Source organism: Streptosporangium sp. NPDC050855 (assembly GCF_044456585.1).
In the GTDB taxonomy this organism is placed as follows: domain Bacteria; phylum Actinomycetota; class Actinomycetes; order Streptosporangiales; family Streptosporangiaceae; genus Streptosporangium; species Streptosporangium longisporum.
Window position 1 is genome coordinate 328,328 of the sequence record NZ_JBITFY010000002.1, and the last position, 25,812, is coordinate 354,139.

General features: G+C 70.3%; 19 protein-coding genes. 10 read left to right on the plus strand and 9 right to left on the minus strand.

Annotated elements, in window-relative coordinates:
* Positions 1 to 37: 37 nt before the first annotated feature.
* From ACIBCT_RS06680 to ACIBCT_RS06700, 5 genes are all read right to left on the minus strand, one after another.
* On the minus strand, positions 38 to 340 hold the full coding sequence (locus ACIBCT_RS06680) for a DUF6355 family natural product biosynthesis protein (RefSeq protein WP_399186398.1): 303 nt from the start codon (positions 338 to 340) through the stop codon (positions 38 to 40).
* 258 nt (positions 341 to 598) lie between these two features.
* Entirely contained in the window at positions 599 to 1,615 is a 1,017-nt protein-coding gene (locus ACIBCT_RS06685) for a LacI family DNA-binding transcriptional regulator (RefSeq protein WP_399186399.1), read from the minus strand.
* A gap of 80 nt (positions 1,616 to 1,695) precedes the next feature.
* Positions 1,696 to 2,532 carry an ATP-binding cassette domain-containing protein gene (locus ACIBCT_RS06690; protein ID WP_399186400.1) on the minus strand — a complete coding sequence of 279 codons (837 nt, stop codon included), beginning with the start codon at positions 2,530 to 2,532 and terminating at the stop codon, positions 1,696 to 1,698.
* Positions 2,532 to 3,530: an ABC transporter permease gene (locus tag ACIBCT_RS06695; protein ID WP_399186401.1), complete on the minus strand. Its 999-nt coding sequence runs from the start codon at positions 3,528 to 3,530 to the stop codon at positions 2,532 to 2,534. The genes ACIBCT_RS06690 and ACIBCT_RS06695 overlap by 1 nt, the downstream gene beginning before the upstream one ends.
* A 5-nt stretch (positions 3,531 to 3,535) precedes the next feature.
* Positions 3,536 to 4,552 (minus strand): sugar ABC transporter substrate-binding protein, encoded by a 1,017-nt coding sequence (locus ACIBCT_RS06700; protein ID WP_399186402.1) that lies wholly within the window; start codon positions 4,550 to 4,552, stop codon positions 3,536 to 3,538.
* A gap of 172 nt (positions 4,553 to 4,724) precedes the next feature.
* On the opposite strand from ACIBCT_RS06700, the gene ACIBCT_RS06705 reads away from it, so the two are divergent.
* Positions 4,725 to 5,675, plus strand: a complete 951-nt coding sequence (locus tag ACIBCT_RS06705) for a carbohydrate kinase (protein WP_399186403.1) — start codon at positions 4,725 to 4,727, stop codon at positions 5,673 to 5,675.
* A 91-nt stretch (positions 5,676 to 5,766) separates the two neighbouring features.
* Here the strand turns inward: ACIBCT_RS06705 and ACIBCT_RS06710 are convergent, their stop codons facing one another.
* On the minus strand, positions 5,767 to 6,513 hold the full coding sequence (locus ACIBCT_RS06710) for an NADPH-dependent F420 reductase (RefSeq protein WP_399186404.1): 747 nt from the start codon (positions 6,511 to 6,513) through the stop codon (positions 5,767 to 5,769).
* 520 nt (positions 6,514 to 7,033) lie between these two features.
* Between ACIBCT_RS06710 and ACIBCT_RS06715 the strand changes: the two genes are divergently transcribed.
* The 8 genes from ACIBCT_RS06715 (at position 7,034) to ACIBCT_RS06750 (ending at position 19,320) form a co-directional block, all read left to right on the plus strand.
* Positions 7,034 to 8,086, plus strand: a complete 1,053-nt coding sequence (locus tag ACIBCT_RS06715; RefSeq protein ID WP_399186405.1) for a LacI family DNA-binding transcriptional regulator — start codon at positions 7,034 to 7,036, stop codon at positions 8,084 to 8,086.
* A gap of 96 nt (positions 8,087 to 8,182) precedes the next feature.
* Complete coding sequence (locus ACIBCT_RS06720) at positions 8,183 to 9,205, plus strand: LacI family DNA-binding transcriptional regulator (protein WP_399186406.1); 1,023 nt, start codon at positions 8,183 to 8,185, stop codon at positions 9,203 to 9,205.
* 96 nt (positions 9,206 to 9,301) lie between these two features.
* The gene (locus tag ACIBCT_RS06725) at positions 9,302 to 10,591 is read left to right on the plus strand and encodes an extracellular solute-binding protein (RefSeq protein WP_399186407.1); all 1,290 of its coding nucleotides are present in this window, start codon (positions 9,302 to 9,304) and stop codon (positions 10,589 to 10,591) included.
* Between the two features lie 155 nt (positions 10,592 to 10,746).
* Entirely contained in the window at positions 10,747 to 11,742 is a 996-nt protein-coding gene (locus ACIBCT_RS06730) for a carbohydrate ABC transporter permease (RefSeq protein WP_399186408.1), read from the plus strand.
* 2 nt (positions 11,743 to 11,744) lie between these two features.
* Entirely contained in the window at positions 11,745 to 12,593 is an 849-nt protein-coding gene (locus ACIBCT_RS06735; protein ID WP_399186409.1) for a carbohydrate ABC transporter permease, read from the plus strand.
* 1 nt (position 12,594) lies between these two features.
* On the plus strand, positions 12,595 to 13,548 hold the full coding sequence (locus ACIBCT_RS06740; RefSeq protein ID WP_399186411.1) for a family 43 glycosylhydrolase: 954 nt from the start codon (positions 12,595 to 12,597) through the stop codon (positions 13,546 to 13,548).
* 259 nt (positions 13,549 to 13,807) lie between these two features.
* Positions 13,808 to 16,648 carry a GH32 C-terminal domain-containing protein gene (locus ACIBCT_RS06745; RefSeq protein ID WP_399186412.1) on the plus strand — a complete coding sequence of 947 codons (2,841 nt, stop codon included), beginning with the start codon at positions 13,808 to 13,810 and terminating at the stop codon, positions 16,646 to 16,648.
* Between the two features lie 89 nt (positions 16,649 to 16,737).
* Positions 16,738 to 19,320, plus strand: a complete 2,583-nt coding sequence (locus tag ACIBCT_RS06750; RefSeq protein ID WP_399186414.1) for a GH32 C-terminal domain-containing protein — start codon at positions 16,738 to 16,740, stop codon at positions 19,318 to 19,320.
* Positions 19,321 to 19,557: 237 nt separating this feature from the next.
* Here the strand turns inward: ACIBCT_RS06750 and ACIBCT_RS06755 are convergent, their stop codons facing one another.
* Complete coding sequence (locus ACIBCT_RS06755) at positions 19,558 to 20,469, minus strand: coiled-coil domain-containing protein (RefSeq protein WP_399186415.1); 912 nt, start codon at positions 20,467 to 20,469, stop codon at positions 19,558 to 19,560.
* Between the two features lie 351 nt (positions 20,470 to 20,820).
* On the opposite strand from ACIBCT_RS06755, the gene ACIBCT_RS06760 reads away from it, so the two are divergent.
* Positions 20,821 to 22,251: an aldehyde dehydrogenase gene (locus tag ACIBCT_RS06760; protein WP_399186416.1), complete on the plus strand. Its 1,431-nt coding sequence runs from the start codon at positions 20,821 to 20,823 to the stop codon at positions 22,249 to 22,251.
* 235 nt (positions 22,252 to 22,486) lie between these two features.
* Here ACIBCT_RS06760 and ACIBCT_RS06765 read toward each other — a convergent pair whose 3' ends face one another.
* Both ACIBCT_RS06765 and pta read right to left on the minus strand, forming a co-directional pair.
* Complete coding sequence (locus tag ACIBCT_RS06765; protein ID WP_399186417.1) at positions 22,487 to 23,740, minus strand: acetate/propionate family kinase; 1,254 nt, start codon at positions 23,738 to 23,740, stop codon at positions 22,487 to 22,489.
* Entirely contained in the window at positions 23,737 to 25,782 is a 2,046-nt protein-coding gene (gene pta, locus ACIBCT_RS06770) for a phosphate acetyltransferase (protein WP_399186419.1), read from the minus strand. Before pta ends, ACIBCT_RS06765 begins: the two co-directional genes overlap by 4 nt.
* Positions 25,783 to 25,812: the final 30 nt, after the last annotated feature.

A 25,812-nucleotide genomic window follows, 5' to 3' on the forward strand; every position in this document is an offset into this window, starting at 1 on the left:
CCATTGTTCCCCGGCCTCCGCCGCCATAGGGGCCGATTCAGCAAGGACCCTTGGCCCAGGCGTACTTGATGTCGTACAGCATGCCGAGCGTGGTCACCCCCGGCCGGACGCACTGGTCGTATCCGGGCCGTTCGAAGGTCCGCTCGACGCGGATGAGGACCCAGTCGGTGTTGCAGTGGTTGTAATAGGCGACGGCTCCCCGGGGGTCCCAGCCGCAGGCCAGCGTTCCGACCCCGGCCGTGCTGCCGGGGGTCGCGGTGGTGCCGGCGGACGCCGGCGCGGCGGTCAGCGCCAGGGCGGCCAGGGTTCCGCCGATCGCCGCAAGAATCTTCGCACGCATGCTTCTTCAGCACCTCTTTCGTGTCGTTCTGCGATTCCGTCCAAGCTAGCCATCGGCTCCGGCCACGCTCCACCGTGATTCCTGCCAAACAAAAGGGTTCACTGCCAAAATCTCCCGGCCGGTACGGGAGCACGGCGAGGCGACGACTCTCACCGATTCGCACGACGTCACGAGGCATGGTCCGGGCGGCCGCGACGCTCTGGCTCCGCCCTGGTGACCGGCTGCGATCCAGAACCGGTCGGCCGCCGGAATGCCTTCTCAGACGGCGGGCGGCATTTCTCCGGAACCGCGGACGATCAGCCGGGTCGGGACCTCGACCGTCCGGGCCTTGGAGCGGTCGCCGTCCAAGCGGGCCATCAGCAGTTCGGCGGCGGCTCTCCCGATCGCTGCGGAGTCCTGGGCGACCACGGTCAGGGCGGGTTGGAGCACCTCGGCGAGCGGGAGGTCGTCGAACCCGACGAGGGCCACGTCCCGTCGGCCGAGCCTGGCCAGTCCGAGGACGACCCCGGTCGCGGCGAAGTTGTTGGCCGCGAAGACGGCCGTCACCGGGTCCTTCCGGGCGAGCAGGCGGACGACGGCCGCCGCCGCGGCCTCGTGGTCGTGCCCGGTCTCCACCAGCGCACGATCGAGGGGAATGCCCGCCTTCGCCAGGGCGTCCCGGTATCCCTGGAACCGCTCCCGCCTCGTGTACAGCGTCGGGAGGTCACCGATGAACGCGATCCGGCGGTGGCCGTGCGTGATCAGGTGGGCGACGCCGGACCGGGCCCCCTCCCGGTTGGCGCTGACCACGCAGTCCGCGGTGAGCCTGTTCGGGGGCCGGTCCAGGAAGACGATCGGCAGACCCGCCGCCCGTTCCGCCCGCAGGGGGTGGTGATCGCTGTCGGCCGAGGGCACCACGAGCAGCGCGGTGACCCTGCGCGCCAGGAAGGTGGAGATCAGCGAGCGCTCGCCTTCCGCGGTCTCCTCCGAGGATCCGACGAGCAGGGTGAGTCCGCGCGGCCGGACCGCGCCCTCGATCCCTCCCGCGACGGTGCCGAAGAACGGGTTGCCCATGTCCGGGATGACCAGCCCGATCGTGGAGTCCCGCGCGCCGACCCGCATGTTCCGCGCCATCAGGTTGGGCTGGAACCCCAGCCTGTCCATGGCCTCCAGGACGCGTGCGCGGGTCTCGGCCGACACCGGGCCTTCGCCGTTGACCACCCGGGAGACGGTCTTGGCGGTGACGCCGACCTCCCGGGCCACGTCGCTCATGGTCGCGCGGCGTGCCTTGGACATGGGCCACCGTTCTTCTTCGTCGTCACCAGTGCGTCGAGGACAGGCTAGAGGGTGCTCGGGCGCCCGCGGTGTGGCGGCCGTCAGGAGGGCTCGGAGGCCTCGGAGACACGGACCGCCTTCCGGCCGGCGACGGGGTCGTCCTCGTCCGGTTCCAGCCGCAGCGCGCCCGTCATGATCGAGACGACCTCGGCCATGTCGTGGTCGTCCGGTCTGATGAGGCCGACCCTGCGGCCGAGCCGCTGGATGTGGACGCGGTCGGCGATCTCGAAGACGTGCGGCATGTTGTGGCTGATCAGGATCACCGGCAGCCCGCGGTCGCGGACTCGGCGGATCATGTCGAGGACCTGCCCTGACTCCTTGACCCCCAGGGCCGCGGTGGGCTCGTCCATGACCACGACGTGCCGGGCCCAGGCCACCGCGCGGGCCACGGCCACCCCCTGCCGCTGTCCGCCGGAGAGCGTCTCCACCGGCTGGGTGAGCGACCGGAGACCGATCTTGAGGTCGGCCATGTGCCGGGCCGACTCCTCCCGCATCCGCCTGTGGTCGAGCATCCGGAACACCTTGCCCAGCAGGCCGGGCCTGCGGACCTCGCGGCCGAGGAACATGTTGCTGGCGATGTCGAGGGAGGCCGCGACGGCCAGGTCCTGGTAGACGGTCTCGATGCCGTGCCGGCGCGCGTCCAGGGGGTCGCGGAACCGGACCGGTCTCCCGTCGAGCAGGATCTCGCCCTCGTCCGGCTGGAGCGCGCCGGTCAGCGCCTTGATCAGGCTTGACTTGCCGGCGCCGTTGTCGCCGATGACGGCGAGCACCTCACCGGGCAGCAGGTCGAAGTCCACGCCGTCGAGCGCGGTCACGTGTCCGTATCGCTTGACCAGGCCGCGTGCCTGCAGGACCGGGACCGGCGGGGTGTCGGTCATCAGATCCTCCTGCGGGAGAGCTGGTCCACGGTGACGGCAAGGATGACGAGCACGCCGGTGATCAGGGTCTGGTAGATGGAGGGCACGCCCATGAGCTGCAGACCGTTACGGAAGACACCGACGATCAGCGCGCCGACCAGGGTGCCGAGCACCAGGCCCCGGCCGCCGAACAGGCTGGTGCCGCCGAGCACCACGGCGGTGATGCTGTCGAGGTTGTCGGTCTGCCCCGCCTGGGGGTCGCCGACACCGGTCCGGGAGACCAGCAGCAGCGCGGCGATGCCGTACACGAGGCCGGCGACGGTGTAGACGCCGACGGTGAGGCGGGCGGTGCGGATGCCGGTGAGCCGGGCGACCTCGGGGCTGTTGCCGAGGGCGTAGACGTGCCGTCCCCAGGCGGTCTGTCCGAGCAGGTAGGCGAAGAACAGGAACAACAGGATCGTCAGCAGTGAGCCGTAGGTCACCTGGGTGTCGCCGACGGCGAAGGTCTCGCCCAGCGTGGTCAGCGGCGCGGGCAGGTTCACCACCGTCTGGTCCTGTGAGTAGATGTGGGTGAGGGCGAAGGCCACGTTGAGCATCCCCAGCGTGACGATGAACGGCGGCAGGGGGATCGCGGTGACCAGCAGTCCGTTGACCGCGCCGAAGGCGGCGCACACCAGCAACCCGAGCGCGATCGCGACCAGCGGCGGCACGACGCCGTCCGCGGCGAGCCTGGCCATCAGGACGCCGCCGAACGCCATGATCGCCCCGTTGGACAGGTCGATCCCGGCGGTGAGGATGACCAGCGTCTGCCCGATGGCCAGCGTGCCGACCACCATCACCTGCTGGATGATCAGTGAGAAGTTCCCGCCGCTGAGGAACTGCTCGCTGTTGAAGGAGAAGAAGACGCAGGCCAGGAGCAGGGCCGCCAGTGGCCCGACGGTCGGCGTGGTCAGCAGTCTGCGCGCCGCCGACGGCCCGGCGGTCGCCGGCGGCTTCAAGGGCGTGAGCGCCGTGGTCATCGTCGTCAGCCCCAGCAGTTCTGCAGGCCGAACGCGGTGTCCTTGGCGTCGACGCCGTCGGCGCTCTTGTCGGTGATCAGGGTGACGCCGGTGTCGGTGTAGCCGGAGGTCCTGGTGCCGCCCTTCCCGTACGAGACGACGGCCTTGACCCCCTGCTCGGCCATCTTCAGCGGGTACTGCTGCGAGGTGGCCGCGATCTGGCCGCTCTGTACCGCCTTGGTGCCCGTGCAACCACCGTCGACCGAGACGATGAGCACGTCCTTCTCCCGCCCCTTGGCCTTCAGCGCGGTGTACGCGCCCAGGGCGGCGGGCTCGTTGATGGTGTAGACGACATTGATGCCGGGGGCCTTCTGCAGGCAGTTCTCCATGGCGGTCTGGCCCTTGGCCTGGTCGCCACCGGTGTCCTGGGAACAGACCACCGACGGGTCGCCTTCGGCGATGCCGAACCCCTTGAGGAAGCCGTCGTGGCGGAGCTGTCCGACCGCGACGCCCGGCGCGAGGTCCAGGGTTGCGATCTTGGCGGGCTTACCGGCCATCACGGCCTTGGCGTACCGGCCGATGAGCTCCCCGGCCTTGAGATTGTCGGTGGCGAACAGTGCGTCGGTGGCGTCCTGCGGCTCGGTCGGGCTGTCCAGCGCGATGACCATCACTCCCGCCGAGCGGGCCTTCTTCACGGCGGGGACGATCGCCTTGGAGTCGCTCGGCGTGAGGAGGATGCCCTTCACCCCGGCGGCGACCATGTTCTCGATCGCGGTGATCTGGCCGGCGTTGTCGCCGTCGAACTTTCCCGCGGCGGTCAGCAGCTCCGCGCCCTCGGCCTTCGCGGCGGCCTCGGCCCCCTCCTTCATCTTGACGAAGAAGGGGTTGGTCTCGGTCTTGGTGATGAGGCCGACCTTGATCGGGCCGGAACTCTCCTTGGCCTGGGAGGGTCCGGCGTCGCCGCCTGCGCAGCCCGACAGGCCGATGGCGGCCGTGGCCGCGCAGACGGCGAGCGCACGGGTGGTCCGAATATGACGAGGCATGGGGTACTCCCTGTTCCGATGAGGGGCAACGTGAAGTCAACGTTGACATATGTCAACGTTGACACCCGTTGCCAAGTGATGATGAACTCCGCAGAACGAAACGTCAATGCCCTCACCTCGTAACGAGTCGGCAACGTCGACGGAAGCTCGTCCGCCCTCGGAAAGGCAGGTCATGTCACTCACCCAGGTCACCGTGCTCGGCGAATGCGTCGCGGACGCCTTCCCCGTCGACGGTCCCGAGCCAGGCGGGCTGACCCTGCGCGTGCTGCCGGGCGGCGGGCCGACGAACACCGCGGTGGCGCTCGCGAGGCTCGGGACCCGCACCCGCTTTCTCGGGCGGATCTCCCGCGATGCCTTCGGCGCCCTGTTCCGCGCTCACCTCGACGCGTCAGGGGTGGACCTGAGCGCCTGCGTCTCCGCGGCCGAGCCCAGCACCCTCGCGGTGGCCACCCTGGACGACGCGGGCCGGGCCGGATACTCCTTCCACGCCGAGGGCGCCGCCGACTGGCAGTGGAGCGCGGCCGAACTGACCGCCGACCGCGTCGGGTCGGCGGCGTGCCTGCACACCGGCTCCCTGACCCTGGTCCGCGGCCCGGGAGCCGAGCTCGTCGAGAACCTGCTGTCGGCCCTGCCGGAGACGGTGACCGTCTCGATCGATCCCAACGTGCGCGCCGAACTGGTCGACCCCGCCGTCTACCGGGCGCGGATGCCCCGCTGGTGCGCGCTGGCCGACATCGTCAAGCTGAGCGACGACGATCTGGAGTACGTCCACCCCGGTGAGCCCGCGGAACGGGTCTGCGACGCGTGGCACGCCGCGGGTGTCCGGCTGGTCGTGGTCACCCGCGGCCCCCGCGGCGCGCTCGTCTCGGTGGACGGGGCGCGGGCCCGGGTTCCCGCGCTCGCGGCCGAGGTCGTGGACACGGTCGGTGCGGGCGACTCCTTCACCGCCGGCCTGCTGCACCGGCTGGGCACCGAGGGGTTGCTCGGTGGACGGCTCAAGGCCCTCGACCTGGAGCGGGCCGTCGAGGCCGCCGCCTTCGCCTCCCGGGTGGCCGCACTCACCTGCTCGGTCCCCGGGGCCGACCCGCCCTGGGCGAGGGACCTGGCCGCCTGCGATCCGTAGGTCCCCGCGCCCGGCCACCACGTACCACCCGTACCACCGCGTTCCCCGCCGCCCTGACCGGCGGGTCCGCCCCGGGAAAGCCGTCTCGGGTTCACATGAACAGGACTCGATTCAGGCGGACGCCGTAGTCCGCATCCGGATTGGTCGTGGCGTCCCCGACTCTTTCCTGGATCGCCGCGACCGCCAGGTCGCGCCGTTTCGGCAATCGCGCCGCCTGTGCCGCCGCCAGCGCGGCCGGCATCCGTTCGCGCGTGAGGTCCGTGCAGTAGCAGGGCGCACCGGGCTGCTGCCGCCACGATTCCGCGAGCGTCCCGGCGTCGAAGGCGTCGAATCCGGTGTCCTCGACGAGCGCCATCGCCACTTCGCGGTCCCTTTCGCTGTCGGCGGCAACGGGGATGGCGATGCGATCCGGGCTTCCCGCGGGCTTGCCCTTGTTCGCGAACGAGTCCGAACCGATCGCGTTCCACGCCTTGGCGACCGGCCGGCCCAGCTGTTCGGTCACCCACAGGCTTTCGACCTGGCCGGCGTCGACGGCTTCGATCCTGCCGTCTCGCGCCGGATAGTAGTTCGACGTGTCGACGACGACCGAATCGGCCGGCACGCCGATGATCAGCGGTGCGATCTGCGGAAGACGGTTCAGAGGGATGGAGAGGATGACGGCCTCCACGTCGACCACCGCCTCGGCTGCCGAGACCGCATGTCCGCCCGAGGCCAGCACGTCGGGCTCGATCGTGTGCGGGCCGCGCGAGTTGGCCACCTTCACCTCATGTCCCGCCGCGCTCAGCCGCCGGGCCAGGGTCTTGCCGATGTGCCCGACACCCAGAATTCCGATTTTCATGTCGCATCTCCTTGTATCGATCGAAGCTGCCGGTCGACCAGAGCGCTTCGAACGTCCGACGGGCGTGGCCCAGGATGCTGTCGCCAGGCCGGCACGCATCTTGATCTTGACAGATACGGGTCCTGTCGCACCGCATGCGACGGGCGTGGCGGCCGGCCCCCGCAGGAGACCTGCGAGAAACGGAGCGGCCGGTGGCCTGCACCGGGTGGCCCTGCCGGCGGTGTCCGCTTTCGATGAGAGCGCGAAGGCGGTCGGGGGAGACCTCGTCGGTGGTGCCGGTGCCTTTGATCCAGGCGACCGGGACGGCCGCGAGGAACAGGTCGTGGCCCAGTACCGACGGGCGCGCCCGCCCCGCGAGCCGCGCTGCCCGTACGTACTCGTCGGTGGGGCTCGAGAACCTCTCGTGTTCTTCTCCTCGGGGATGTACGAGGGGTTACATCCCGATTGCGTGGGCGTTATCTTGCTCACGCGAAAACGTGCGCGCAAACATTTGCGCAAGCGCTTCGATCGAGGAGCTCACATGGCCACGATGGCTGATGTCGCGCGTGAGGCCGGTGTCTCGGTCTCCACGGTGTCCCATGTGATCAACGGGACACGGTTCGTGGCCGACGGGACGAGGGAACGGGTCCTCGCGGCCGTCGAGTCGACCGGGTACGCCGCCGGCACGCTCGCGCGGTCGCTCGTCGCCTCCGGCACGAAGTCGATCGGGCTCGCCATCTCGGCGATCTCGAACTTCTACTTCGCCGACCTGGTCGCGGCGCTGGAGTCGCAGGTCAGGCTGGCGGGCTACACGCTCCTGCTGACCGACACCCACGACGACCAGGAGGAGGAACTGAGGGTCGTCCAGGCGCTGCACCAGCGGCGGGTCGACGGGATCCTGCTGGCGACCGAGGCGCGGGGGCCCGGCTCACCGTCACTGCGCTACCTGTCGCAGCTGAACATCCCGACCGTGCTGGTCGACCGGTGCGCCTCCCCCCGGTTCGACCAGGTCGGGACGGAGAACGTCGAGTCCAGCGCGTACCTGGTGATGCACCTCGCGCGACGCGGGCACCGCCGGATCGGCATGATCGCAGGCCAGGGCGGGTTGAGCACGTCGACCGAGCGCTTCCGGGGCTACCAGGCGGGACTGGCCAGGGCCGGGCTGGCCTTCGATCCCGGCCTGGTCGGGACGGGACGGTCGAACGCCGAGACCGCCGAGGTGGCCGTCGGCGCGCTGATGGACCTGGCCGAGCCGCCGACGGCCCTGTTCGTGGCCAACAACCACATGACGATCGGCGTCATGCGGGCGTTGGACCGGCGCGGCGTCCGGGTGCCGGAGGACGTCGCGCTGACGGTGTTCGACGACTTCGAGTGGGCGTCGCTCTTCCATCCCCGGCTCACCGCCATCGCCCAGCCGATCGGGGAGATCGCGGTCCGCTCCGTGAGGCTGCTCGCCGAGCGGATCGCGGACCCGGACCAGCCGCCACGGACCGTCCGGCTGAGGCCCCGGTTCATGCACCGCGACTCCTGCGGCTGCGTGCGCCGGACCCCGCGGCACGGCCGCGCCGCCACGTCGCACGACGCGGGTCCTTAATCTCGTCATAACAGTTGGGAAACAGGCACTTGCCGTGGAGGGGTCTCGTCGCCACCATGAAGAAACGATTCAGTGAATCGATTCTTCAGGAGTGAGATGCCTCGGCCCCGTATCAAGGACGTCGCCGCGCTGGCCGGCGTCGGCACCACGACGGTCTCGGTGGTGCTGAACAACGTCGACGGGGTCCGGGTCACGGCCGAGACGCGGCAGCGGATCCTCGACGCGGCGCAGGAGCTGGGCTACAGCTCCGACCCCATCGCCCGCAGCCTTCGTACCCGCAGGACCCGGACGATCGGTTTCGTCAGCGACGTGATAGCGACGACGCCGTTCGCGGGCCGCATGATCCAGGGTGCGCAGGAGGTGGCGTGGCGGGCCGGATACCTGCTGGTCCTGGTCAACACCGGCGGCGACCGGGAGGTGCAGGAGAAGACGGTGCGCGAACTGCTGAAGCGGCAGGTCGACGGCGTGCTGTTCGCGGTGATGTACCACCAGGAGATCGAGGTCCCCTCGGCACTGGCCACGGTCAAGACCGTGCTCCTGGACGCCAGGCCCACGGACGGCGCCCTGCCGCACGTCGTGCCGGACGAGCACGAGGGCGCGCTCACCGCGGTGGGCGAGCTGATCGGCGCGGGGCACCGGCGTATCGGGTTCGCGACCGAGTCACTGCCGGTTCCCGCGGCCTCCGGCCGGCTGGGAGGCTACACCCGGGCGCTGGAGGCGGCGGGCATCCCGTTCGAGCCGGGTCTGGTCGCCGCGGAACACGGTGACACCCCGGGCGGTTACCGCGCCGCACGCCGGTTGCTCGAACTCCCCGAACCGCCGACCGCGATCTTCTGTTACAACGACCGGATGGCCATGGGCTGCTATCGCGCCGCGGCCGAACTGGGGTTCGCCATCCCCGCGGACCTGTCCGTCGTCGGCTACGACGACCAGGACCTGATCGCCCCCGCGCTGTTCCCCGCGCTGACGACCGTCGCTCTCCCCCACCACGAGATGGGGGCGTGGGCGGCGCGACGGCTCCTGGACCTGATCGAGGACGAACCTCGCGAGGAGGCCCCGGGCCACCTCATGCCCTGCCCGCTGATCAGGCGGGACTCGGTCGGTCCGCCGCCGCGATGACGCGCGGCGGCGGACCTTGACACACAATCCCGCGGCTGGGAGACAGCCGCATCTCGTCCCCGGCTGGCAGGCCATGGGACATGACAAGGAGGCGTAGTGAGACGCACCCTCATCGGTGGAATCATATCCGCCGTCACCGTGTCGGCTCTGGTCGCCGGATGCTCCTCATCCGGTGGTTCCGGGGAGACGGCCCCGGACGGACCCAGAACGATCAAGCTGTGGACCCACGCGGCGGGCAACCCCGAGGAACTCGCGACGGTCCAGAAGGTGATCAACGACTTCAACGCCTCGCAGAACGCGTACAAGGTCGTCCACGAGGCGTTCCCCCAGGGGGCCTACAACGACGCGGTCACCGGCGCGGCGGTGTCGGGCAAGCTGCCGTGTCTGCTGGACGTCGACGGTCCCGCCGTCCCGAACTGGGCCTGGGCGAAGTACCTGGCACCGCTGGACCTGCCGGCCGCGACCGTCGGCAAGCTCCTGCCCAGCACGGTCGGCAGGTACAAGGACACGATCTACGCCGTCGGCTACTTCGACGCGGCGATCGGCCTGTACGCCCGCAGGTCGGTGCTCACCAAGCACGACATCCGGATCCCGACCATCGACCGGCCCTGGACGCTCGCCGAGTTCGACGGCGCCCTGGTCACGCTGAAGAACAAGGGCAAGTACGACTACGCCCTCGACCTGGGCACCGGCGGCGGCGGCGAATGGTGGCCCTACGCCTTCTCCCCCCTGCTGGAGAGCTTCGGTGGCGACCTCATCGACCGCTCCTCGATGACCACCGCCGAAGGCAGGCTCAACGGCCCCGAGGCCGTGAAGTGGGGTGAGTGGTGGCAGAGCCTGTTCACCCGCGAACTCGCCAACTCGCGTGAGGCCACCGACCGGGTCGCGTTCCTGAAGGGCGAGGCCGCCCTGGCCTGGAACGGCAACTGGGGTGCCGCCGACGCCCAGAAGGCCTACGGCGACGACCTGCTGTTCCTGCCGCCGCCCGACCTGGGCAAAGGCCCGAAGATCGGCGGAGCGTCATGGCAGTGGTCCATCACCAACTCCTGCCCCGACCAGGACGGCGCCCGCAAGTACCTGGAGTTCTCGCTGAACCCCAAGTACCTCGCCGAGTTCTCCGACAAGATCGGGCTGATCCCGGCCACCGAGGAGGCGGCCGCGCTGACCGAGAAGTACAGGACCGGCGGTGACCTGCGGGCCTTCAGCGACTTCTCCCGTACGTTCGCACTGGTACGCCCGCCGACACCCGCCTACCCCAAGATCTCCAGCGCGTTCGAGAAGGCCGCCCAGGACATCATGAACGGCGCGCCGGTCAAGACCAGCCTCGACACCGCGGTCGACCAGATCGACGGCGACATCAGCTCGAACGGCAACTACGGGTTCTGACGACCCCGGCCGGGACCCCGCACGGGGTTCCGGCGCCATTCATCCCAGGAGCCCTCATGGTCGTCACGACCCGCGCACGCGACCGCACAACCGACAGACCGGCGCACGCCGGCGGGCGGAACCGGCGACGCACCGACTCACGTACCGCGGCGCTGATGACGGCACCCGCGGTCATCCTGCTCGCCCTGTTCATAGCGGTACCCGTCGTCCTGGCGTTCTCCCTGTCCTTCACCAACTCCCGGCTCATCTCCCCCGACCCGGCCCGGCCGGTGGGCGCCCAGAACTTCGACAGGCTGCTCGGCGTCAGCGTCCTGGAGCAGCACAAGGCGCCCGGGGCCGCCGACTTCCCGCCGGTGCGCGACTACACCAAGCGCGGATCGGGTCACCCGCGGTACGAGGAGAAGTCGGTCCTGTTCACCGTCGACTCCGGGGACGAGCGGACCGTCGTCCTGGCGGGTGATCCCACCTTCTGGAAGTCCCTGCGCAACACCTTCCTGTTCGCCCTCGTCGTCGTCCCCGTACAGGGCGGGCTCGGCCTGGCGCTGGCGCTGCTGGTCAACCAGAGGCTTCGCGGCATACGGATCTTCCGCACGATCTACTTCATGCCGGTCGTCACCTCGATGGTCGTGGTGTCGATCCTCTGGAGGTTCATCTACCAGCCCAACGGGCTGATCAACTCGATGCTCGGCACCCTCACCCTGGGATCGTGGGACGCCGTCGACTGGCTCGGCAACCCTCACACCGCCCTACCGGCGATCATGCTGATGTCGGTGTGGCAGGGAGTGGGATTCCACATGGTGATCTGGCTCGCCGGACTGCAGACCATCCCTCCCTCGCTGTACGAGGCGGCCGCGATCGACGGCGCCGACCGGCGGCAGATGTTCCGGCTCGTGACCTGGCCGTGCCTGCGGCCGACCCGGGTCTTCGTGATGGTGACGATCACCCTGGCCGCGCTCGGCCTGTTCACCCAGATCGACGTGATGACCCAGGGAGGCCCGCTGGACGCCACCACCACCGTCGTCTACCACGCGGTCCGCAAGGGCTTCCGGGAACAGCAGATCGGCTACGGCGCCGCGATCAGCCTGGTGTTCTTCGTGCTGGTCCTGGGCGTCTCCCTGGTCCAGCGCCGGATGCTGCGCGAGAGGAGCTGAACGTGCGCCGCCATCTCACCTACCTGCCGCTGACGCTGTTCGCGCTCGTGTTCTGCCTGCCGATCGTCTTCATGCTCATGTCCTCGCTCAAACCGGACGAGCAGATCTTCGGTGACCTGGAGACCGCGCGGGCGTTCCTGCCGGTCGGCGACATCTCCCTGGACAACTACGGCAAGGTCTTCGACACCGTACCCGCGGGCCGGTTCATGCTGAACTCGGTGATCGTCACCGCGGGGATCGTCCTGTTCGGCTTCCTGGTGAACAGCCTGGCCGGGTTCGCGCTCGCGCGGCTGCGCTGGCGGTTCGGCCCGCTCGTCCTCACCCTGGTCATCGCCACCCTGGTGCTTCCCTTCGAGACGATCGCGGTGCCGCTGCTGTTCTGGGTGTCGAAACTGCCCTGGCTCACCTCGAACGGATTCGAGGTCGGCTGGCTCGACACCTACCGCGTGCAGATCATCCCGTTCATCGCCAACGGATTCTCCATCTTCCTCTTCCGCCAGCATTTCACGTCCATTCCCACCGAGCTGGACGAGGCCGCCCGTATCGACGGCTGCAACTGGTGGACCATCTACCGGCGGGTGGCCGTCCCCCTTTCGGGTCCGGTCTTCGCCACCGTCGGTCTCCTCACCGCGCTTCCGGCATGGAATTCCTACCTCTGGCCGTTGATGACGGTCCAGGACGAGAAGAAACGCACCGTCCTGATCGGCGTCCAGTACTTCTTCCAGCTCGACATCGCCTGGGGGCAGATCATGGCCTACTCCTCTATGATCACGATTCCGGTCCTCATTCTTTTCTTCGCGTTCCAGCGCGCTTTCATGACGAGTATCGCGAGCACCGGGCTGAAAGGCTGACATGACACTGCGTCTGCCCGACCACTGGGTCTGGGACATCTGGCTCGCCGACGACGGCGAGCAGTACCACCTGTTCTTCCTCAGGGCGTCCCGCGCCCTGCACGACCCCGGCCGCCGCCACCACCGGGCCTCGATCGGCCATGCGGTCTCCCGCGATCTGCGCGCCTGGGAACTCCTGCCCGACGCGCTGGTCGCCGCCGACCACGACGACTGGGACGACCTGGCCACCTGGACCGGATCGGTCGTCCGCGGCCCGCAGAAGTGGATGATGTACTACACCGGCGTCTCGCGCGGCGAGAAAGGGCTGATCCAGCGCATCGGGCTGGCCACCTCCGACGACCTCGTCACCTGGCACCGCCATCCCGCCAACCCCGTCGCCGAGGCCGACGCCCGGTGGTACGAGAAACTCGATCTGACCAGCTGGTTCGACGAGGCCTGGCGCGACCCGTGGGTGTTCGCCGACCCCGGCGGCGACGGCTGGCACATGCTCGTCACCGCCCGCGCCGCCACCGGTCCCGCCGACGGCCGCGGCGTCATCGGGCACCTGCGCAGCCACGACATGGTCAGCTGGGAGGCCCGGCCACCGCTCACCGAACCCTCCGGGTTCGGCCACCTGGAAGTCCCCCAGGTCGAGATCGTCGACGGCCGTGCCGTCCTGGTCTTCTCCTGCATGCCCGGTGAGCTCGGCGCCGAGCGCACCGAGCGCGCCGGCGGCGTCTGGACGGCCCCCGGCGCGTCCCTGCTCGGCCCCTACGACATCCGCGGCCAGGCCCGCCTCGTGCAGGACCGCTCCCTCTACAGCGGCCGGCTGATCCGGGACCGCGACGAGCGGTGGCAGCTGCTCGGCTTCGTCAACCACGGCGACGACGGCGCTTTCGTGGGCGAGGTCTGCGACCCCATCCCCGTCACCTACGTCCCCGGGCGCGGCCTCGTGGAGGAAGGCCCGTACGGCTGACAGGCCGTTCCGGGAGAGACGAACTCCCGGCCGTCACAGCACCGATCGCCACAGGGCGATCGGTGCTGTTCTTTTTTGGACGAGAACTCCCGTTTGCGCAAGAAAAAGCGGTCTGAGATGAAAAGAACTATTTTACATGCACGACACGCCAGGCAATGAGACGGACATCTCTTTCACCCCGGGACGCCATCCCGTGAAGTCCCTCGGAGGCATGCCCTGACGGTCGGAGTTCCCGTGAAGTCTCCCGAAAGCGAGAAGAATGGTGAGAGCACGAAGAAAAGTCTCCAGGGCCGGAAACGCTCTGTCAGGACTACTGCTCGCCCTGGCGCTGGTGACGGTGCCCGACACCCCCGCCCGCGCCGAACCTCCGGCGAAGATCACCAACCCCGATTTCGAGACCGGCGACCTGTCGGGCTGGACGACGACGGGCAACGCGTTCTCGGTGACGGCCGACAGCGGCTGGGGCTGGGGATGCTGCTTCGGCCAGCACGGCACCTCCCACGTGTGGGGGTTCAAGGCCGGCGGGGACGGCGCGACGGGCACCCTCACCTCCTCGGTGTTCCGGCTCGCCGGGAGCGGGCAGGTCGACTTCCTCGTCGGCGGCGGCAACAACGCCGACGACCTGTACGTCGCCCTGGTGAGGGCCTCCGACGGCGCCGTCCTGCACAAGGCCACCGGGACCGACAGCGAGACCTACCGCAGGGTGCGCTGGGACGCCTCCGCCCACCTCGGCCAGGACCTGCAGATCAAGGTCGTCGACCAGGCCGGCGGCGGGTGGGGCCACGTCAACGTCGACGACATCCGGCTGGACGGCGCCCAGGGCAACGGCCTGACCGCCCACTGGGCCTTCGACCAGGGAGCCGGAACGCTCGCCAAGGACACGGTGACCGGCCGCGACGACCCGATCAACTACGTGTTCACCAACGCCAGGTACAAGCCCTCCAGCGACCCGCTCTGGTACCGGCAGGAACCGGACGGCAAGGCGCTGTCGAAGGCGCTGCTGTTCGACGGCTACTCCACCTGGGTCACCCGGTCCGGGTTCACCGCCCCCACCGACGCGATCACCGTCGAGGCCTGGGTCGCGCCCCGCGCCTTCGAATGGGGGGACGAGGGCAAGCTGTCGGCCATCGTCAACCAGCAGGACCAGGGCGCGGGCCGCGGTTTCATCCTCGGCGTCGGCCGGCACGGCAAGTGGTCGTTCCAGGCCGCCGTGGGCGGCCAGTGGCAGTCGGTGTGGTCCGCGCCCGACGCCTCGCTGCCCACCAACCGCTGGTCCCACGTCGCCGCGACGTTCAACGCCACCGACCGCACCATGAGGCTCTACCTCAACGGCCGCCAGGTCGGCAGCCACACCACCCCGTCCGGGACGATCACTCCTGACGGCGGCGACCTCCTCATCGGCAGGAACAACCGCGCCGTCATGATCAACGGGACGTTCCCGGCCAACACGTTCGCCGGCCTGATCGACGAGGTGAAGATCCACGACAGGGCCCTGAACGCCGGCGCCGTGACCACCGCCTACGACGCGGTCCGCACCTCCTACCCCGGGGGGACGGTGCCGAAGCCGGACATGGCGATGAACCGCAACCGGTACGCCGGGGACAGATACCGGCCGCAGTACCACTTCATGCCGCCCGAGCACTGGATGAACGAACCCCACGCACCGCTCTACCACGACGGCCAGTACCACCTGTTCTACCAGCAGAACCAGCACGGCCCCTACTGGCACAACATCGGCTGGGGACACCAGGTCAGCCCCGACATGGTGACCTGGCGGGACCTTCCGCCCGCCCTGGTCCCCACGGCGAACTCGGTCGCGCCCGACGGGGTGTGGTCCGGTGACGCCACCACCGACGCCGACGGAAACCCGCTGCTGTACATCACCGCGGGCGACGACAGCGTCCGCCCGAACCAGCGGACCGGTCTCGCCCGCTGCGCGACCCTCCCCTGCCAGCGCGACCTGGTCGACTGGAAGATGGACCCCGCCCCCGTCACCGTCCAGTCGCAGGACCTCGACGTCGGCCCCGGCCGGAAGGTCAAGTTCGGCGAGTTCCGCGACCCGTTCGTCTGGCGCGAGGGCGACACCTGGTTCCAGCTCGTCGCCTCCGGCGTCCAGACCACCGGCGGCGCCGACGTCGGCGGCACCGCGCTGCTCTACACCTCCACCGACCAGACCAACTGGACCTACGCGGGCCCGCTCATGGTCGGCGACATCGCGGCCCACCCCAAGACCGGTCAGGTGTGGGAGCTTCCGGTGTTCCTGCCGATCGGCGGCGGCAAGCACGTCCTCATGATCAACCCGATGTGGTCGGGAGGATCGCCCCACAACGTCAAGTACGTCTGGTACTGGATCGGCGAGTGGAACGCCGCCACCCGTAAGTTCGTCCCGGACTCCACCGTCCCGCGCCTGTTCGACTACGGCGAGCACTTCACCGGTCCCAGCGGGTTCGTCGACGAGCAGGGACGCTCGATCGTGTTCAGCATCGCCCAGGACAAGCGGACCGAACAGGGCCACCACGACTCCGGCTGGGCGCACAACGCGGGCCTGCCCCTCCAGGTGAGCCTGCGGCCCGACGGCGACCTGGGCGTCAGGCCGCTGCCGGAACTCACCCGCCTGCACTCCTCGGCCCAGCCACTGGTGACGCTCACCGACGTCACCGACCTGAACGCCGCCAACCAGCAGATCGCGAACGTGCGCGGGGACATGCTCCACATCCAGCTGGAGATGTCGGCCGCCTCGGCGAACCGCTACGGCATCAAGGTCCGCCGCAGCCCGGGCGGCGAGGAGGAGACCCTCTTCTCCTACGACAGGAACGCCGACACCTTCGCCGTGGACCGCACCCGCTCGGGCACCGTCTCCAGCCTGTCCTCCGACCTCGGCGTGCAGAGCGGACCGGTCACCCTCGACGGCGACGTCCTGAAGGTCGACCTCTACCTCGACAAATCCATGATCGAAGCCTATGTGGGCGGCCACAAGAGCATCACCACCCGGGTCTACCCCGCCCGCGACGACGCCCTCGGACTCGCCCTGTGGGCCGACGGCGGAGCCACGATCAGGTCCCTCAAGGTGTGGCCGATGAAGTCCGCCTACACCGGCTGATCCGCACGGCAGGCGTGGGGGCGACCCGTCCCCGCGCCTGTCCGGCCCTCCCTTCCCCACCCCACCCGCGACACGCCAGGAACCCCCACATGATCCTTCATCCCCGCCGCGCTGCCGCGGCCTCCGTGATGATCGCCGGCGTCCTCGTCGCCGGACCGGCGACCCACGCCGTCGCCCACGGCGGACACAGCGGGCACGGCGGACACGACCGGCCGCCCCGCTACGACCAGCCCCACCGCCCCCAGCTGCACTACAGCCCCGCCGAGAACTGGATGAACGACCCCAACGGCCTCGTCCACCACAACGGCGAATACCACCTCTTCTACCAGTACAACCCCCAGGGCGACGTCTGGGGGAACATCTCCTGGGGCCACGCCGTCAGCACCGACCTCGTCCACTGGAAGGAGCTCGGCGTCGCCATCCCCGCGACCGACGACGAAAAGATCTTCTCCGGCAGCGTCGTCGTCGACAGGAAGAACACCGCCGGCTTCGGCAGGTCGGCCATGGTCGCGATCTACACCGGCTGGAACCCCACCACCGGCGTCCAGTCCCAATCCCTGGCCCACAGCACCGACAACGGCCGCACCTGGACCAAGTACGACGGCAACCCCGTCATCGACCTCGCCTCCAAGGACTTCCGCGACCCCAAGGTCTTCTGGTACGCCAAGGGCGGCCACTGGGTCATGTCCGTCGCCATGGCCGCCGACCAGAAGATCCGCTTCTACCGCTCCGCGGACCTGAAGTCCTGGACGAAGCTCAGCGACTTCGGCCCCGCCAACGCCACCGGCGGCGCCTGGGAATGCCCCGACCTGTTCCAGGTCCCCGTCGAGGGACGACCGGGCGCCAAGAAGTGGGTGCTGGCCGTCAGCGTCGGCGCCGGCGCCATCGCCGGCGGATCGGGCGTCCAGTACTTCGTCGGCGACTTCGACGGCACCACCTTCACCGCCGACAACCTCGTGACCGGCGACCCGCCGCCCGCGGGACAGGTCTTCGCCGACTTCGAGAACGGCTACGACGGCTGGACGGTCCGCAACGACCCGGGCCACCTGCCGGGCCCCTTCGGGGACGCGCCCGCCCCCGGGACCCTGCCCGGCCAGAACACGGTCTCCGGCTACCAGGGCGCCGCGCTGGTGAACGGCTTCGTCGGCGGCGACGCCCCCCAGGGCAGCATGACCTCCCGGCCGTTCACCATCGGCCAGGGCTACATCAACCTCCTCGTAGGCGGCGGGCGGCACCCCCACCGGGAGGGCACCGGCGACGGCACCGCGCCCGCGGGCGACACGATCGCCGACTTCGAGTTCCCCGGCGACGCCACCTACGAAGAGGGAGGATGGACCGCCACCGGCGGGCTGGCCGGCCAGAAACCCGCCCGCGGCAGCCTGCCCGGCCAGTCACCCGTCATCGGCTACCAGGGCGACAGGCTCGCCAGCACCTTCTACGACGTGGACACCACCACCGGCACCCTCACCTCACCGGAGTTCACGCTCACCAGGAACCACCTCAACCTCCTGGTCGGCGGCGGCGACCATCCCTGGGGATCGGCCGCGCCGACCGCCGTCAACCTCCTCGTCGACGGGCAGGTCGCCAGGACCGCCACCGGGGCCGACTCCGAGACCCTCAACTGGACCTCCTGGGACGTCTCCTCCCTCACGGGGAAGAAGGCCCGGATCCAGATCGTCGACGAGAACCCCGGCGGCTGGGGCCACCTCATGGTCGACCAGGTGATGGCCTCCGACCGGCCGGTCCTGCCCCGCGCCACCGAGACCGCCGTCAACCTGCTCGTGGACGGGAAGGTCGTGCGCACCGCCACCGGCGAGGACTCCGAAAGCCTCGACTGGGCCTCCTGGGACGTCCGCGACCTCGCGGGCAGGACCGCGACGATCCAGGTCAACGACCTCAACTCCGGCGGCTGGGGCCACATCAACCTCGACCACATCATGTTCTCCGACAGACCCGCCCTCAGCAGCAGGAACCGCTACTCCTGGGCCGACTACGGCAAGGACTTCTACGCCGCGATCACCTTCGACGGCGCCCCCGGCCGCGAGCCGGTCTGGCTCGGCTGGATGAACAACTGGGAGTACGCCCAGACCGTCCCCACCGCCCCCTGGCGCGGTGCGCAGAGCCTGCCCCGCACCCTGACCCTGCGAAAGGCCGACGGCAGGTTCCACCTCGTGCAGCGGCCCGTGCGTGAACTGCGCTCCCTGCGCACCGGTCCCGTCCGGGTCGTCCGCAACCGCACCGTCACCGACGCCACGGCCCACCTGCCCGTCACCGGGACCACGATGGAGATCAACGCCGAGTTCGCCCTCGGCACCGCCGAACGCTTCGGTCTTGTCGTCCGCGCGAACGGCGACAAGGAGGGCACCCGGATCGGCTACGACCGCTCCACCGGACGGCTCTACGTGGACCGCACCGCCTCCGGTGACAACAGCGCGGGCCCGACCTTCCCGGGCGTCCATGCCGGACCCGTGCAGACTCGCGATGGAAAGGTGAGTTTCACCCTCTATCTCGACAACTCCTCCGTCGAGGTGTTCGGCGCGGACGGCCGGACCACCATCACCGACCAGATCTTCCCCGGGCCCGCGAGCACCGGAATGAAGATCTTCGCCGACAACGGCACGGCCACCCTCCTGTCCCTCAAGGCCTGGCCCCTCAGGTCGGCCTGGCGCTGAATCCCGCGCCGGGACCGCACGATCTCCCGGCTCTGCTTATCGGCTCCGTCGAGGATCCGGTGACGACGGACGATCCTGCCGCGTCACGGGTGAGTCCTGGGCGATGCCGGCCGGCTCGCGGACGTGGTGTTCCCCGGGCCGGCCCCGCCGGCGGTGGAGGACCCCACGTGGCCGCCGCCGGCATCGCCCTCACACGACACGTACGACGAGATCACCGCAGGTCACAGACCCGGCGGCTCAGAACATCGAGATGTGCACATGGTCGATGTGGTTGGCGGTGTTGCCGCCGCGGTTGGACATCATCCTCCAGCCGGCGCCGGTGCGGACGTCGTAGTAGCGCTGCTGCCAGATGATGTACATGACCCCGTACTTCTGGCCGTTGTCGATGGCCCACTGGGCGAGGCGGTTGCCGCGGTCCAGGGCGTCGGGGGTGGGGACGCGGCCACCGGTGCTCATCATGAAGTCGCAGGCCCGGCCGCTGCCGTGGTCGCCGGGGTCTCCCGGGCGCAGGCAGCCGTAGCCGTAGGGCATGGGGAAGTTCTGCAGCACCGTGTTGCGCATGGTGATCGTGCGGGGGGTCAGGCCGCCGCTGCCCGAGGGGGTCTGGAAGCCGTACTTGGCCAGCAGTCTCTCGATCCTGATCCGCTGGCTCTTGAGGTCGGCGATGTCCTTCTTGAGCTTGACGATCTTCGCGTCGGCGGCCTTCTCGGCCGCCCTGGCCTTCCTGATGAGCTCCTTGACCCGGTTGAGCTGGGTGGTGCGGCGGCTGGCGAGGTAGGACATGGTCGCGGCCTGGCTCAGGGCCGAACCGGCGTCGCCCTGCAGGCTCAGCAGGGTGCCGTCGCCCAGGGCGGCGCCCATGTAGCTGGTCTGGACGAAGCGGACGACGTCGGTCTCGGCGTCGGCCAGGGCCCGCTTGAGGCTCTTGGCGTTGGAGGTGGCCTTGCTGGCCTGGACGCGGGTCTCCTCCAGGCTCTGCACCTGGCCGCGGTAGTCCTTGTTGATCTGCGCGGCCTCCTTGGTGAGCTTCCTGAGCTCGACCTCGGGATTGGGCCGCGCGGCACGGCCGGGGGCGGCGTCGGCCGCGACCGGCACCAGGAGCAGCGCGGCGAGCATGGCGGCCAGCGCGACCGGACGGGTCGGCCTCACGCTTCGCTCACCTCCAGAGCCCCTCGCGGACGGAGCGAAACTATAGGAGACGATCTTGAAGCTCGCCACCGGAACGGCGGAAGTCGCACACCATTGACGAACTATCTACCACTTTAAGGTGATTTGGCCAAAATCAACGGAGATAACACGCTTCACTGGGGTTAATCCTCGCACAACGCGTCCCACCACGCCCACGGATCCGGCCTCCCACCTCTTGCCACCGGCGACAGAACATGATTCGGTCTGAAGGGGCCGGAGGCCTTGTGGCCTCCCTTCCGGCGGATGACACTTGTCCAAGCAAGCATTCGCTCAAATTTTGACTCTGGCCCGCCCACCAGGAGGCAACACATCATGCGCCAGCACGACACGCTCTTCATCGGGGGCGACTGGGTGGCCCCCGCAGGGACCGGCACCATCGACGTCGTCTCCCCGCACACCGAGGAGATCATCGGCCGGGTGCCCGACGGCACGCCCGCCGACATGGACCGGGCGGTGGCCGCCGCCCGCCAGGCGTTCGACCACGGCCCGTGGCCCAGGATGACGATGGCCGAGCGCGCGGCCGTCGTCGGCAGGCTCGCCGAGCTCTACGCGGCCCGCCAGGGCGAGATGGCGGAGATCATCACCGAGGAGATGGGCTCGCCGATCACCTTCTCGCAGATGGCACAGGCCCCCCAGCCGCTCGGCATGCTCCAGTACTACGCCGAGCTCGGCGCGACCTTCCCCGTCGAGGAGGAGCGCCCCGGCACGTTCGGCACGGTGACCGTGCGGCGCGAGCCGGTGGGCGTGGTCGCCGCGGTGGTCCCGTGGAACGTGCCGCAGTTCGTCATCATGATCAAGCTGGCCCCCGCCCTGGTCGCGGGCTGCACGGTCGTGGTCAAGCCCGCCCCCGAGACCCCGCTCGACTCCTACCTGCTGGCCGAGATGATCAAGGAGGCCGGCGTCCCCGACGGGGTCGTCAACATCGTCGCGGCCGGGCGCGAGGCGGGCGAGCACCTGGTCTCCCACCCCGGGGTGGACAAGGTGGCCTTCACCGGCTCCACCGCCGCCGGGCGCCGCATCGCGGCGATCTGCGGCGAGCAGCTCAAGCGCTGCACCCTGGAGCTGGGCGGCAAGTCCGCGGCGATCATCCTCGACGACTGCGACCTGCCCTCGGCGATGGGCTTCCTGTCGATCGCCACGCTGATGAACAACGGCCAGGCCTGCGTCGCCCAGACCCGCATCCTGGCCTCGCGCGACCGCTACGACGAGGTCGTGGACGCGGTCGCGTCGATGGTGCGCGGCATGCAGGTCGGCGACCCGTCCGACCCGGCGACCGGCATCGGCCCGCTGGTGGCCAGGCGCCAGCAGGAGCGGGTCGAGGGCTACATCAGGATCGGCATCGACGAGGGCGCCAAGCCGGTCGTCGGCGGGCTGGACCGGCCGCACGACCGCGGCTGGTACGTGGCCCCGACCGTCTTCGCCGGCGCCACCAACGAGATGCGCATCGCCCGCGAGGAGATCTTCGGCCCGGTCCTGACGGTCATCCCGTACGAGGACGAGGCCGACGCGGTCCGTATCGCCAACGACAGCGACTACGGCCTGGCCGGGACGGTGTGGACCGCCGACACCCAGCGGGGCCTGGACATCGCCCGCCGGGTGCGCGCGGGCACCTACGGCGTCAACCTCTACATGATCGAGAACAGCTCGCCGTTCGGCGGCTTCAAGAGCAGCGGCCTGGGCCGCGAGCTGGGCCCCGAGGGGCTCGCCGCCTACCTGGAGTACAAGTCGATCGCCCACATGTGACGCCGGTCGCGGCACCTCACCTCCGGGGGCCGGGCCGGAGCGCCCCCGTCCCGGTCCCCGGAGCCGCCTCGCGCCGCGGGGACACCGGCCGGACGGGCGATCCTGCACGCCCCCGCGACGCTGGGCGACCGTCCGGTCACACGAAGTATGCCCCATGACGATGGCCGAACACTGATTCCTGCCTGACAGGCTTCCCCTGAGGGGTTTCATCCATCCGCTGTGGGTGGAGGTACTTTCACCCGGCGTGGTGGGAGATGACCGACAGTGTCTGCCGGGCGATCTCGTACTCCTCGTCCGTGGGGATCACCGCGACCTTCACCCGGGAGCCGTCGGGCGAGACGACGGTGTCGCCCCGCGCGTTGCGGGCCGGGTCCACCACGATGCCCATTGCCTCCAGTCCCTCCAGGGCCCTCGCCCTGATCGGCGCGGAGTTCTCCCCGACGCCGCCGGTGAAGGCGATGACGTCGACCGTGCCCAGCACCGCGTAGTAGGCGCCGACGTACTTGCGGAGCCGGTGGCAGTAGACCGACACGGCCAGCTCGGCGTCCTCGTCCCCGGCCTCCACCCGCTCGGTCACGGAGCGCATGTCGTTGTCCCCGCACAGGCCGAGCATGCCGCTGCGCCGGTTGAGCAGCTCGTCGATCTCGTCGAGGGACATGCCCCCGGTGCGGGCCAGGTACAGGACGGCCGCCGGGTCCAGGTCGCCGCTGCGGGTGCCCATCACCAGCCCCTCCAGCGGCGTCATCCCCATGGAGGTGTCCACGCACCGCCCGGCCGAGACCGCCGAGGCGCTGGCGCCGTTGCCCAGGTGCAGCACGATCACGCGCGCGTCCGGGTCGCCCGCCAGGCGCGTGGCCTCGCGGGAGACGTACGCGTGCGAGGTCCCGTGGAAGCCGTAGCGCCGCACGCCCAGCCGACCGGCCAGCTCGCGGTCGATCGCGTACGTCGAGGCGGCCGGGGGGATCGTCGCGTGGAAGGCGGTGTCGAAGACCGCGACCTGCGGCAGGTCGGGGCGCAGGCGCCGGGTGACCTCGATGCCGGCCAGGTTGGCCGGGTTGTGCAGGGGGGCGAGCGGGACGAGCTCCCGGATCCCGGCGACCACCTCGTCGGTGATCGGGGTGGGTTCGGTGAAGGCCGTGCCGCCGTGCACCACCCGGTGCCCGATCGCGGCCAGCTCCGGGGAGTCGAGCCCCAGCCCCTCGTCGGCGAGCCGGTCGGCGACGCTCTCCAGGGCCGCCCGGTGGTCGGGCACCGGCGAGCCGTCCTCGCCGATCCGCTCCACCGTCCCGGACGCCAGCCGCTCGGTGCCCTGAAGGAGCCGGTACTTCACCGAGGACGAGCCCGAGTTGAGGACCAGCACCCGCCCGGGACCGCCCTCCCGTTCCCGGCCGCCGCCGTCCCCGCCGTCGTGGCCGGTACGGTCCCGCCCGTCGCGCTCCTCGCCGGTACGGTCCTCGCCGGTGCGCTCCCGGCCCGCGTGATCGCTCATGGGGTGACCTCCTGTGCCTGGACGGCGGTGATGGCGACGGTGCTCACGATGTCGGTGACCAGGGCGCCGCGCGACAGGTCGTTGACCGGCCTGCGCAGGCCCTGCAGCACGGGGCCGACGGCCACCGCCCCGGCCGAGCGCTGCACGGCCTTGTAGGTGTTGTTGCCGGTGTTCAGGTCCGGGAAGATCAGCACGGTCGCCTTTCCGGCGACCCGCGAGCCGGGCAGCTTCGCGGCGGCCACCCGGGCGTCCACCGCGGCGTCGTACTGGATGGGCCCCTCGACCAGCAGGTCCGGCGCGCGCTCGGCGACCAGGGCGGTGGCGGCGCGGACCTTGTCGACCTCGGCGCCCCTGCCGGACTCGCCGGTGGAGTACGACAGCATCGCGATCGCGGGCTCGACGCCGAAGCGCCTGGCCGTGCGGGCCGAGGAGATCGCGATGTCGGCCAGCTGCTCGGCGTCCGGATCGGGGTTGATCGCGCAGTCGCCGTAGACGAGCACCCGGTCGGCCAGGCACATGAAGAACACCGAGGAGACGATCGAGGTGTCCGGGACCGTCCTGATGATCTGGAAGGCGGGCAGGATCGTGGCGGCCGTGGTGTGCGCGGCCCCGGAGACCATGCCGTGCACCAGGCCCCGGTGCAGCATCATCGTGCCGAAGAAGTTCACGTCGGCGACCACGTCCATGGCCCGCTCGGGGGTGACGCCCTTGTGCGCGCGCAGCTCGGCGTACTCGCGGGCGAACGACTCCCGCAGCGGGGAGGTCATCGGGTCGGCGACGGTCACGCCCGACAGGTCCAGGCCGAGGTCACCGATCCGCCGCCGCACCACGTCCTCGCGACCCAGCAGGGTGATGTCGACGATGCCGCGCCGCAGCAGGATGTCCGCGGCCCGCAGGATGCGGTCCTCCTCGCCCTCGGGCAGCACGATGTGCCGCCGGTCGGCACGGGCCCGCTCCAGCAGCGTGTGCTCGAACATCATCGGGGTGACCCGTTGCGAGCGGGTCAGCTCGATCCGGTCGGCCAGGGCCGCGGCGTCCACGTGGGCCTCGAAGTGCCCCAGTGCGGTCTCGATCTTTCGGGGGTTGTCGGCGGTCAGCCGTCCCTCCAGCCCGGCCAGGGTGGTCGCGACCGTGAAGCTGTCCGCCTCGGCCGCGAGCACGGGCACGCCGGGCGCCAGGCGGGCCGTGAGGGCCCGTACCGCCTCGGTGGGCCTCTCCCCCACCGTGAGGACCACCCCGGCCGGTCGCGCCGTCCCGGCCGCCTCCACGGCCAGCGAGGCCAGCAGCAGGTCGGCGCGGTCACCCGGAGTGATCACCAGCGCGCCGTCGGTCAGATGCTCCAGGAAGACCGGCAGGGTGGCCCCGCCGAAGACGAAGCCGAGCACGTCGCGCAGCAGCCCGTCCTCGTCGCCCTGGATCGTCTCCGCGTCCACGGCCTGCGCGACCTGCCCGACGGTCGGCGCCGAGAGCGAGGGGCGCTCGGGGATCGTGTAGCAGGGCACCGGAAGGTCGCACTCGATGACCGTGCCCTCGGGCACCCGGTTGGCGATCACCGCCAGCACCGTGCAGCCGAGGTCGGAGAAGACCTGGTGGCCGGTGCGCATCTCGGTGGCGATCCCCTCGGCGCCGTCGCCGTGCGCGCCCACCACCACGATCACCGGGGCGCCGAACTCGGCGGCCAGCCGGGCGTTGAAGGCCAGCTCGCGCGGGAGGTCGTCGGTGTCGAAGGAGCTGCCCAGCACCAGCAGCGCGTCGCACTCGCGGTCCAGGGTGTGGAACCGGGCGACCAGGGCGCCGATGAGCTCCTCGGCGCCCTTCTCGGCGTAGATCTCCGCGGCCTCCTCGGCGGTCACCCCGGTCGCGGAGGCCGCGAGACGGTACCGGCTCCGGAGCAGCTCCAGGGTGCGGTCCTCGCCGCCCCCGGTGATCGGGCGGAACACCCCGATGCGGTCGGCCCGCCGGGTGAGCAGCTCCATCAGGCCGAGGTCGACGATCTGCCGGCCGTCCCCCCGCCCCAGACCCGCCACGTAGATGCTCCGCATGAACCCTCTCCTTCGCGCGCCGTCACGCCC